At 54.9% G+C, this 10,740-nt stretch carries 10 protein-coding genes; 2 read left to right on the forward strand and 8 right to left on the reverse strand.

Annotated elements, in window-relative coordinates; all coding sequences use genetic code 11:
• Positions 1-17 precede the first annotated feature (17 nt).
• The 6 genes from PEH01S_RS17465 to PEH01S_RS17490 all read right to left on the reverse strand — a co-directional run bounded on the left by PEH01S_RS17465 (position 18) and on the right by PEH01S_RS17490 (position 5,811).
• Positions 18-1,004 (reverse strand): substrate-binding domain-containing protein, encoded by a 987-nt coding sequence (locus PEH01S_RS17465; RefSeq protein ID WP_127487020.1) that lies wholly within the window; start codon positions 1,002-1,004, stop codon positions 18-20.
• The gene (locus PEH01S_RS17470) at positions 1,001-2,797 is read right to left on the reverse strand and encodes a cache domain-containing sensor histidine kinase (RefSeq protein ID WP_127487022.1); all 1,797 of its coding nucleotides are present in this window, start codon (positions 2,795-2,797) and stop codon (positions 1,001-1,003) included. The genes PEH01S_RS17465 and PEH01S_RS17470 overlap by 4 nt, the downstream gene beginning before the upstream one ends.
• On the reverse strand, positions 2,794-4,449 hold the full coding sequence (locus PEH01S_RS17475; protein WP_127487024.1) for a response regulator transcription factor: 1,656 nt from the start codon (positions 4,447-4,449) through the stop codon (positions 2,794-2,796). The genes PEH01S_RS17470 and PEH01S_RS17475 overlap by 4 nt, the downstream gene beginning before the upstream one ends.
• A 166-nt stretch (positions 4,450-4,615) precedes the next feature.
• Entirely contained in the window at positions 4,616-5,227 is a 612-nt protein-coding gene (locus tag PEH01S_RS17480; protein WP_127487026.1) for a class I SAM-dependent methyltransferase, read from the reverse strand.
• A gap of 78 nt (positions 5,228-5,305) precedes the next feature.
• Positions 5,306-5,533 carry a cold-shock protein gene (locus PEH01S_RS17485; RefSeq protein ID WP_025847525.1) on the reverse strand — a complete coding sequence of 76 codons (228 nt, stop codon included), beginning with the start codon at positions 5,531-5,533 and terminating at the stop codon, positions 5,306-5,308.
• A 74-nt stretch (positions 5,534-5,607) separates the two neighbouring features.
• Entirely contained in the window at positions 5,608-5,811 is a 204-nt protein-coding gene (locus tag PEH01S_RS17490) for a cold-shock protein (protein WP_010495688.1), read from the reverse strand.
• 327 nt (positions 5,812-6,138) lie between these two features.
• Here PEH01S_RS17490 and PEH01S_RS17495 point away from each other — a divergent pair, with 327 nt between their 5' ends.
• Positions 6,139-6,375 (forward strand): TM2 domain-containing protein, encoded by a 237-nt coding sequence (locus tag PEH01S_RS17495; protein WP_025847529.1) that lies wholly within the window; start codon positions 6,139-6,141, stop codon positions 6,373-6,375.
• Between the two features lie 52 nt (positions 6,376-6,427).
• On the opposite strand, the gene PEH01S_RS17500 is transcribed toward PEH01S_RS17495, so the two are convergent.
• On the reverse strand, positions 6,428-7,702 hold the full coding sequence (locus PEH01S_RS17500; protein ID WP_127487028.1) for an MFS transporter: 1,275 nt from the start codon (positions 7,700-7,702) through the stop codon (positions 6,428-6,430).
• A gap of 322 nt (positions 7,703-8,024) precedes the next feature.
• Positions 8,025-10,049 carry a methyl-accepting chemotaxis protein gene (locus tag PEH01S_RS17505; protein WP_127487030.1) on the reverse strand — a complete coding sequence of 675 codons (2,025 nt, stop codon included), beginning with the start codon at positions 10,047-10,049 and terminating at the stop codon, positions 8,025-8,027.
• A 463-nt stretch (positions 10,050-10,512) separates the two neighbouring features.
• Between PEH01S_RS17505 and PEH01S_RS35045 the strand changes: the two genes are divergently transcribed.
• A partial coding sequence (locus PEH01S_RS35045) for a hypothetical protein (RefSeq protein ID WP_218032709.1) occupies positions 10,513-10,740 on the forward strand: 228 nt, incomplete at its 3' end.

A 10,740-nucleotide genomic window follows, 5' to 3' on the forward strand; every position in this document is an offset into this window, starting at 1 on the left:
GGAGCCTCTCCATTTTTTTACTTCACAAAAGGAAACAGCAGCTTCTGGTTGTCCGACCAGAACATGTTGTCCTGATCGATCACCTTCGTTCCGGTATCGAAGCGGGCGGGCACCTTCTTGCCCTCCAAGGCTTCCACCGCATATTTGACGCCCAGATAGCCCATGCTGAACGGATTCTGGATAATCGTCGCCTGAATGACGCCTTCCTGCAGCGACTCGATATTTTCAGCCGTACTGTCGAACGTAACGGCTTTTACTTTTCCTTCCAGACCCAGCTCCCCGATCGCCCGGACCACCTCAATGGACGAAACGGCATGCACCGCGACGATCCCGTCTACAGGCTCCTGCAGGAGCCGGCGGATTTGCCGGGCGCACGGAGCGGGGTCCGAGGTGCACTCGACCTGCTCCACCACCTTCATCTGGCTGTGCTTGGCGATTTCGTCCAGCACGCCCTGCTCCCGCTGCTCGGTCGTCTTCACGCCCGGCTTGAAGCCGATCACCGCGATGCGTCCCCGGTTGCCGACGAGCGACGCCATTTTGAGCCCCGCCTTGCGTCCGGCCTCGAAGTTGTCGATGCCGATGAAGCTGCGCACCCGCGACGAGTCGATCTCCGTGTCGATGGCGATGACCGGCATGCCACGCTCCGCCGCTTGTCCGGCCGCTTCCGCCAGCGCCTGATCGTCGTTGGCCGCCAGCACCAGCGCTTCCCGCTTGTAGTTGACCGCTTCGTTCACAAGCTGAATTTGGCCCTGCACATCCTCTTCCTGCTTGGGTGCCCCGACGGACAGCTCGACGCCGAACTCCTTCGACGCAGCTTCGGCCCCCGTGCGCACCGTTTTCCAATAATCGCTGTGCTGCGTCTTCAGCACGAGCGCAATTTGCTTCTTCGGCTCCGCGATGTGCGGCTCGGTGTTATCGCTCCCGCAAGACGGGAGCAGCAGGAGGCAGAACACGGCTGCAAGCAGCACCGGAACGGTTCGAAACGACGTTCTTCCGCTAGTCATGACTCCTCCGCCCCTTCCGTTCGTACAGCCGGAAGCCACAGCGTCACGGTGGTGCCTTCTTCCAGCCGGCTCTCGATCTCCAGTCCGTAGGCCTCGCCGTAGCCAAGCCGGATGCGCTCGTGCACGTTGCGCAGGCCGACGGAGGAGCCTTCGCCGCTTGCCGCCTCGCCCGTCAGCAGCCGCTCCAGCTTGTCCACCGGGATGCCGAGCCCGTTGTCGATGACCCGCAGCCGCACCTTTTCCCCGACGAGCTCTGCGGTGATCCGAATGAAGCCTTCGTCCGCCATCATCTCGATGCCGTGATAGATCGCGTTCTCCACGATCGGCTGCAAAATCAGCTTCAGCGTCCGGCAGCCCAAAACCTCCGGCTCCGCTTCGATTGCGAACTCGAATTTGTTCTTGTACCGCATCTTCTGGATGATCAAATAATTGCGGACATGCTCCAGCTCGTCCTGTACAGAGATGATGGTTTGGCCTTTGCTGAGACTGATGCGGAAAAACTTCGACAGCGCCGTAATCATCGTAATGACCTCTTCGCTCTTGCCTCCGCCGGCCAGCCGCACGACGGAATTCAGCGTATTATAAAGAAAATGCGGGTGAATCTGCGCCTGCAGCACCTCCAGCTCGCCCCTGCGCTTCGCTTCCTGCTCGCGGATGATTTGCCCCATCAGCTCGCGGATGCGGGCCACCATATAGTTGAACCGGCGCGACAGCCGCCCCACCTCGTCGTCGCCCTGCGCCTGAATGTGAATGTCGAACACGCCCTGCTCCACCTTGCTCATCGAACGCTCCAGCCTGCGAATCGGCTGCGAAATTTTGGCCGACATGAACGCCGAAATCAGCAGCACGAAGACGACGACAAACAGCAGCAGCCAGGCGATGAAGCCGCCGATTTCCTTCTTGGCGGTCATGATTTCGTCCATATACGAAACGCCGATGATTTTCCAGCCGATATTGTTAACGGTTGCAATGGTGATCAGCCGCTTGTCGCCGCTGGAGGAATCGAGATAGTTGCCGTACGTGTATTTAAGCGCCTGCTCGACATTCTCGTATTTCAGGCCGATATAAATGAGCTGCTGCTGAGGATGGTACACGATGTTGCCTGCGGACTCGTCGATGATGTACACGTACCCCTTCTTCCCCAGGCTGACGCGGCGGCACAGGTCGTCGATCGTCTTGAAGTTGAAATCGACGAGCAGCACGGCCTGCCGCTTCTCGCCGCCGCGTTCGATCGTAATCTGCTTGCTCATGGACACGACCCACGTGTACTTGCCCTTGTACAGATTCTGGATGTGCGGCAGCGAGAAGGTCAGATGGTCCGGGTTCTCCAGCGCCGTCTTGAACCAGCTCTGCTCGGTCAGCTTCGTGTTCTTGCGCATGTCCATGACCGGAAGCCCCGCAATCGGCTCCCCGTCCGCCGTGAACAGCGCCATCGATACGATATCCGTGCGGCTGTCCAGAATCGTCCCGAGCTGCTCGGTCAGCCGCTCTTCGCCCACTGCGACGGAATTCATCCATACCTTTTGCTCCACGGTCCGAAACACCTGCGACATATTTTGCAAGTAAATTTCGAGGTTGTATTTGACCTGCGCGACGATCTGCTCATTGCTAAGAAACGTATTCTGCTCCGCCGTCTTCGTAAATTTGTTGTACAGCATCACGCTGACGAAGGCCATGACCAGCAACGTCAGCAGCGTAAACGACGCGGTGATGATCACCTGAATGCTTTTGACCTTCCACGTATACACAAGAGCTGCCGCCATCCGCCGAAGCCCCCGGGCCGCCCGCTTCATCCGCGCTGTCCCTCCAAGGCCGCGCTCCGGTATTCCTTCGGCGAGACGCCGACATGCTTGCGGAAGCTGAAGCTGAAGTAGTTCGGCTCCGCATACCCGACCCGCTCGGCGATCTCGAACGCTTTCAGATCGGTCGTCCGCAGCAGCTCCTTCGCCGCTTCCATCCGAATGTGCATCAAGTAGTTCACGAACGTCATTTTCGCTTCTTTCTTGAAAATGCTGCTGAAATAGCCGGCGCTGATGTGCAGATGGCCGCATACTTTCTGGATCGAAATGTCGGTCTCGTGGTAATGGCTTTTCGTATAGTCGATCGCCTGCTCCACCAGCGATTTGTACGTATACTGCCGCTGGCTCGCGATGCTGTTCATAATGGCGGTGCACAGACCGAGAATGCGGTTCTTCGCTTCCTGCAGGCTCGTGAACTTGTGCAGCTCCGCGAACGGCACGAAGTCCGTCCCCAGCACCGCATCCAGATCGACGTTCGCGTCTTTGGCCGCTTTGAGAATGGCGGTCAGCATTTCCATCAAGTAAATCTGGTAATCCTTGAACGACACCTGCGTTTCGCCGATGCCTTGAAACAAGCCGTCCACCGTCTCCTGAATTTCCTGCGGGGTGCCGACCTTCAGACAGCGGATCAGCGCATGCTCCTTCAATTCGTCGAAGCGCAGCTTCTCGACGAAACGCGTCTCCACATCGTCGATGCAAATGATCCGGTTATTGCCGAGAATGCCGCGGTAATCGAGCGCCAATACCGCGTCCTTATACGAATAGGACACGTCCGTCAGCTCGCCGCATACGGTGCCGACGCCGATCGTAACGGTAAATTTTAAATATTTCTCAATGCTCTGCCGGATCTCCTCCAGCGCCGTAAGCGTTTTCTTAAGCACGGTAGCTCCGCCTTCCGGCGCCTGAACGTCTACGGTCAACAGCACCAAATAATCGTTGTGCAAAAACACCCGTCCCAAGCGGTGCTTCTCGACGATTTCTTCGGCCACGTTCAGCACGGCGAAGCGCTTCAGCTCCGTGTCCTTCGAAGCTTTCAGCGATGCCGCGGCCGCCCCGTCCGAGTCCTCGCTGCCGTCCGTATCCATGCTGATGACGGATACGACGTAGGCGTCCGCCGCCAGCTCCAGATTGTAGCTGCGGCACTTCTCCTCGATTTCGCGCCGCGGGAGCTTCCGCGCGACCAGCGAGGCCAGGAACACCTCGCGCAGCACGGGCAGACTTCGCCGGTAATGCTCCTGCAGCGTCTGGACGTTTTCCTTCTCCGCCGCTTCTTCGTCAATCCGGCGCTTGATCTTCGCCAGCACGTCGATCAGCTCCTGCGCCGAATACGGCTTGAGCACATATTCGTCGATATGCAGCTTGACCGCTTTTTGCGCATATTCGAACTCGTCGAAGCCGGTCAGGATCACGATCTTCGTCGCTTCGTACCGCTGCCGGATCCACGCCGCCAGCTGAAGCCCGTCCATAAACGGCATGCGGATGTCGGTGACGACGACGTCCGGCACCTCCCGTTCGAACAGCTCCGCCGCCTCCTGACCGTTTTCCGCGGTTTCGATCACTTCGAATCCGTGGCGGGCCCAGTCGATCTCCCGCAGGATGCCTTCGCGCACATCTTCTTCGTCTTCCACAAGCATGAGCTTATACATCGGTCACGGCCTCACTTTGCGCCGCTGCGGGAGCTTGCGCCTCCCGGCTTCGGCAGGTTTCGAAATCTCGTGATAACAATGTACCAGAAGGGCGCCCTGTTTGAAAAGTGGAGGATTTAGGTCATCTGCAAGCCTCACGGCAGCTTATGGCTTCGCGGGGTCCACGCTACTTCCGGCACACCGCCACGCCGATAAAATACCGGATGCCGTCCCGCGGCTTCTCGAAGGTTACTCCGCGCTGGTAGTAAATATCCACCTCGGCAAAGCCGACGAACAGCTCCTCGAACTGCTCCGGCGTGAGCTGGTGAACATGAAACGGTTCGCTGGTCGGCATGCCCCGTCCCCGGCCGAACGGGCTGGACAGCACCAGGATGCCCCCCGGCTTCAGCATGCGGTAGAGGTTGTCCATAAACGTCCTGTCGTCCTTCAGATGCTCGATCGTTTCAAAGCTCAAGATCGTATCGAACAGGCCGAGCCGCTCCGGAAGCCCCGGATCCGTGGCGTCTTCTTGCACATACGTCACCTTCTGATGATGGTATTCCCGGCTCGCGTACCGCAGCGTCTCCTCATCGTTGTCGACGGCGACGATTTCCGTCACTTCCCGCTTCCGCTCCTTGGCCGTCATATGGCTCCCGTACCCGGTTCCGCACGCAATATCCAGCACCCGCCCCTGCGCGTAAGGAGCGGCAAAATAATATCTCGCGATATGCTCCAGCAGCATGCCGTTCGTCGGCTTCATCTGCTTGGGAATAATTCGCTCTCCCGTCCATTCGAGCATCTTTATCACCTCACCCGAAAGCTAAAAAAGACCGCCCATCCAAGTTAACAACTTGAACGGCGGCTGTCAAATTCGTGTCTATTCCTTTTGCCCAGTCTTGACGGTACGCTGATCCGGCGCCAGGTTCACCAGCGCCGGCAGCATTTTTATATCGCTGACCATAGGGGACTGGCACAACGGACATGTCGGGTTATGCTCGAACATAAAATTGTCCCGCATCCACCCGTTGCAGTCTTCTTTCGTACAGGACCAGATCTTGGTCTCTTCCTTGGGGAGTTCCTCAAACATCTTTTTACGATAATTCATGGCCATTCCCCTTTCCGATCTCAATACTAAAAGAAAAAACCGCCCCTAACTTGCGTTAGAAGCGGGCTTGCTGCTTAGTAAACCTTGACAACGTTCTCGGCTTGCGGTCCGCGGTTGCCTTGAACGACGTTGAATTCAACGCGTTGGCCTTCGTCAAGGGATTTGAAGCCTTCGCCTTGGATCGCGCTGAAGTGCACGAATACGTCGCTGCCGCCTTCAACTTCGATGAAGCCGTAGCCTTTCTCTGCGTTAAACCATTTTACTGTACCTGTTTGCATGGGTGTGACCTCCACATTAATTAATATTAATATGCTCATTTTTAACCAAAATTAAAAAATTCACACATTGAAAAAAGTATCATGTAAAAAATGTCACCTTTTTCAATATGTGAATTCCGGTTTCATTTTATAAACATTTATTTCATTCTACCACATTCCGTACGTAAAGGCAAATATCGCCGTCAACAAAACTTCTGACGACAAGCGGCGGCATGTGATTCAATTATAAAGAATTATTTAGAAAAGACAACTAACTTTTGGCGAAGCGCCAGCCGATAGATACAAATGAGCAAGTCAAAATTTACTGTTGTTAATGGAGGAATCGCTGTGGATTATAATGCACCGCAACATCAGCTAAAGAGTCCGAAAAGCTTTGTAGCCGCGCTGCTTCTTGCTTTTTTCTTAGGATCGCTTGGCGTTCATCGCTTCTACGTAGGCAAGGTCGGAACCGGCATTCTGATGCTGATTACCTTAGGCGGCTTCGGTATTTGGACATTGATTGATTTTATCATGATCGCCGTTGGAAGCTTTACCGATTCTGAAGGCAGACCTATCAAAAATTAATTCCTATAGCTTCATCATTTTCGACAAGGAACTGCTGCTGCGCGGCAGTTTTTTATTCACGCTTGTCCGGGAATCGGAGAGTCGCGGCAATGAGAAACGCCACCGCCAGCAAGCCGAAAGGAACGACGCTGATCAAAAAGCGGAACGTCGCCTCCGGATCGGGCCCCGGATGCTCCCCGCTCACATACCCGAACAGCATGCCGACCGCCCAGAACGCCAACGCCGAGATCAAGCCGCTCGAACGCGTAATAAAGCCGCCGACGGCGGTATAGACGCCCTCTCTCCGGCGTCCGGTCCGCTCGAAGTCCCGGTCGATGATCCGGCTGCCGAGCACGGGCGGCGTCACCAGAAAGCCCGCCAAGCCGAACCCGACCGCAACGCCGGCCGCGATGCCGCCCGCCAGATTGCCGCCGAACCACAGCGGAAGGACGGACAACCCGTACACGGCCAAAGAAAGCCGCCAGCCCCGGACCGCCCCCAGTCGGCGAACGATCCAATACCACACGGCAACCAGCGGAATGACCGAGACGAATACGGAGGCAAGGAGCAGGGATACTTGCGATTCCGGGATGCGCAGAACGTATTTGGCATAAAACGGAATCATCGAGCCAATCAGCCCGTTCACCGTCTGCGCGAACGAGTTGGCCAGATTGAACAACCAGAACACGCGGTTTTTGAGCGTTTCGCGGAACGCCTCCACCAGCCGGAGCGGCGGTTCTTGGCGGGCTTCCTCGCTTTCCCTTACGGCCGCCATGCACAGCAGCATGAATACGGCAAAAGCGGCGGCATACACGAGCGCCATCCGTCCGAAGCCCATCGCGGCGAATAAGACCGGCGTCAGCGCCGAGCCGATAAGGATGGCGGCGATCTGGAAGCCCTGCTGGATGGCGGAGGCTTTGGCCCGCAGCCGCTCGCCCCGGAACAGCTCCGGGAACAAAGCGCCGTAGTTCACCCACAGAATGGCCGAGACGCTCTCGAACAGCACGAGCGCGATCAGAAACCAAACGAACAAGCTGTAGCCGGACAAGCCTTCCGGCACCGCGAATACCATAAGGAACGTCAGCATGAACGGCGGAACGGACCCTACGATCCACGGCTTGCGCCGTCCGAAGCGGCTGCGCGTCCGGTCCGATAAATAGCCGAACAAGGGCTGGCCCAGCGCATCCCAGATCAAGTAAACCGTTCTTGCGAGCGTGGCAAGCCCCACGCCAAGCCCCAGCTTCTCCACGTAGTAGTAGCTGTAGAACGCGCTGAACGCTTGCGTCGGGATCATCATGGCGAGCATGCCCAGAGCGAAGGCGGTCGGGGAATTCACAACCTTTTTCATCCAGGAACAGTTCCCCCTTCGGCATCTTTATCCGTAAGCGCTGCCAACAATACTTCTGGAAGTTTGCTTCCTATACCCCTATGTCGGTCTGTCGTGAAGTATTCCAATTTATCCGATTTGTAATCTAATTGAAATGTAATTTTCATCGTTCTTTAATGTTCGCAGACTATAATAATCCTTGACCCCCTTTTTAATATATAAAACCTTTAGACCCACAGCCCGTTGCTTGTGGGTCTCTTTCTGTCCATTTGTTGGAAGGCAAAAAAAGGACAGTCACCACAGGAAATTGCTCCTGTCCGAGACCGTCCCGCTGACGTTACATCTACAGCTTAAACTTGCCAATCACTTCCTGCAGCTCCTGCGCCATCCTGCTTAGCGCCTCCGCGGATGCGAACACCTCTTCCATCGAGGCGCTCTGCTGCTCCGTTGCCGCCGCGACGCTTTGCGTATTGCCGGCCGATTGTTCGGCAATGCCGGCCACATCGTTGGCCTTCTCGACCATGCTTTGCGCGTTGGCATTCACTTGGGACACAATCGAGGCGACCTCCATGCCTTCGGCAGCCACTTGTTCGATGGAAGCGACGATTTCCTTGAACGTCTCCCCGGTCAAATGAACCATGCTGATCCCTTCTTTGACAACCTCCGTACCGTCATGCATCGATTGGACCGCATTTTCCGCTTCCGCCTGAACCTGTTGGATCAGCTCGCGAATTTGACCTGCGGCTGCGCCGGACTGCTCCGCCAGCTTGCGCACCTCGTCGGCCACGACAGCGAATCCTCTTCCGTTTTCGCCGGCCCGTGCCGCTTCAATCGCCGCATTGAGCGCCAACAGGTTGGTTTGACCCGCAATTTCGGTAATTAAGGTCACGATATTGCCGATTTCATTAATTTTATCCCCTAAATGGTTCACCGCTTCGGCCGTATGGCTGACGGTCTCTTGAATCAGGTTCATCTGCTCTACCGTTTTCATCACGACGGTATTCCCATCGCTTGCTTTATTGTTCGTAGCAACCGTTAAATGGGATACGGATTGAATCGATGCCGCCGCTTTGTCCATCCCTTGGGACACTTCGCCCATCGCCTGAGCAAGATCCATCGCACTGCTTACTTGCCGTTCCGCGCCCGAAGCAATTTCCTGAACGGCGTTAGCAATATGATCCGCCGTATTTCGCGTCTGCTCCGCACTTGCCGATAATTCCTCCGAGGTCGAAGCCACCAGTTCCGAATTGGAGCCGACTTGACCGATCAGATGGCGCAAATTGACCGTCATCCTATTCACCGCGGCCGACAGCATGCCCAGCTCGTCGTTCGAAGTGACCGCCACCTCTTCGCGCAAATCGCCGGAGGCGATCTTTTCCGTTGCGGTCATCAAGCGGTTCAAAGGCCGGTGAATCGATCTGATAATCCCCAAGACCAGCAGCATTCCAAGCAATACAGCGATGACCATAATAATAAGCGTCGTTCGGAAAATCCCCCGGCTGGCCTGGGCAATTTCATCCAAATCCATGATCCCGACAATTTTCCATCCGGTTAGCTCGTTCGTCTCAAATATCGCCTTTTTTCGCTTCCCGTCAGCAGATACATAGTCCACGATACCTTCGGGCTGCTCTTTCATTTGGGCAACGGCCGATTCGGTATTTTCGGTCCCGATGGCAAGCGTCGGATGGGTGAGATATTTATACCCCTGATCCAAAATGGTAACATACCCCTGCTCTCCCACTTTGATCGCATTCACTTGCTGGGCGAGGTTATTCAAGCTCAATACGACGCTGACCACTCCGGACCCGTCCTCGGTCGCTTTGGAAGGGACAACGATAACCTTCCCATCCTGACTGATGATCGGACTGCTGACAAGAGCCTCTCCTTTTTTGGCCAGAGCGTTCTTGTACCAAGGGCGGTCCCTGGGATCAAACCCGGCAGCGAAGGTTTGCTGCGGAGAATTCAGCAATTTGCCGTCCTTGGTTGCATATTGCACGTGATCGTATTCTTTCTTCACCGCTTTGATCGGATCAAGCACTCTACGAAGCTCCGGACTTTTCTCACCGTCCACCATGCCGCTGTTCACGGTTTGCGCAAGATAATTCAAGTCCTCCAAGCTGGTTGTAATTAATTTGGTTGTCTGTTGATTGACAGCGTCAACGCTCTGCTTCGTATTTCTCAGGATTTGTTCGGTAATATCTTTGTCCGCTTTCTGATATGAAAAATACCCCAAGGCACCGGTTGGCAAAAGCAAGACTGCCAAAAACGCAAGGATCAACCGATTTTTAATCGACATCACCAAGCGCAGGTTCAATTTCAGTTTTTGCTGTAACTTCGGTTTCGGTTGCGACTTCTGCTGTGGATTCACGCTGTTTCCTCCTGCCTGTTTTGTCTCTTTCTTTTGTCCCAAAAATAAAAGACTCTTTTTTATTTCGGCAGCAGACCCCGATATTATTAGGTCTTATGGCGTATATTTTTATAATAGCGTTTTCAAATCAGTAATCGGAATATAAATTCCTAGTTATGAATAAATATACATTCCATTTCTTTAGGAAACGAGATAACACCGATCATATATGGCAAAAATAGGTTTAATTCTAAATTATTAACTTCAATAACATGCATAATTATGGTATATTTTCATTGTTTTCACCCATCGTTGAGAATTGGTTAGGATCAGGGAAAACCAATGACATCCAGTGCAGCAGCTTAAAAACCCAACCAAAGTCATAGTGCTAAAGACGGGAACCGTCAGCCGGCGAACATTGTGAGCCTGCGTCTCAAACGAGGAGGGTAGCGTAAACAGAACCAAGTACATAGGAGGAGCTCGAATGATTACAAAGCAACACAGAGGAAAAACATATCGACGAATGATTTCAAGCTTTCTTGCGCTGCAACTCGTTGGCGCCGCTGTCGGCATGCAGGCGTGGGCCTCATCGGAAGCCGCCGTATCCCCCAGCGGGGTAAAAACCTTATCTCCCGAAGGTGCGATTCAGCCGACCGGACCGTGGAATCTCGGAACCCGCGCCGGGGACCATCTTTATGTCGCGGGCATGCGG

This window comes from Paenibacillus ehimensis NBRC 15659 (assembly GCF_004000785.1).
GTDB lineage: Bacteria > Bacillota > Bacilli > Paenibacillales > NBRC-103111 > Paenibacillus_G > Paenibacillus_G ehimensis.

Excerpts from the sequence above, each read along its gene's own strand:
- PEH01S_RS17480 (WP_127487026.1), bottom strand. The coding sequence starts at position 5,227 with ATGCTCGAATGGACGGGAGAGCGAATTATTCCCAAGCAGATGAAGCCG.
- PEH01S_RS17465 (WP_127487020.1), bottom strand. The coding sequence starts at position 1,004 with ATGACTAGCGGAAGAACGTCGTTTCGAACCGTTCCGGTGCTGCTTGCA.
- PEH01S_RS17470 (WP_127487022.1), bottom strand. The coding sequence starts at position 2,797 with ATGAAGCGGGCGGCCCGGGGGCTTCGGCGGATGGCGGCAGCTCTTGTG.
- PEH01S_RS17475 (WP_127487024.1), bottom strand. The coding sequence starts at position 4,449 with ATGTATAAGCTCATGCTTGTGGAAGACGAAGAAGATGTGCGCGAAGGC.
- PEH01S_RS17500 (WP_127487028.1), bottom strand. The coding sequence starts at position 7,702 with ATGAAAAAGGTTGTGAATTCCCCGACCGCCTTCGCTCTGGGCATGCTC.
- PEH01S_RS17490 (WP_010495688.1), bottom strand. The coding sequence starts at position 5,811 with ATGCAAACAGGTACAGTAAAATGGTTTAACGCAGAGAAAGGCTACGGC.
- PEH01S_RS17485 (WP_025847525.1), bottom strand. The coding sequence starts at position 5,533 with ATGAATTATCGTAAAAAGATGTTTGAGGAACTCCCCAAGGAAGAGACC.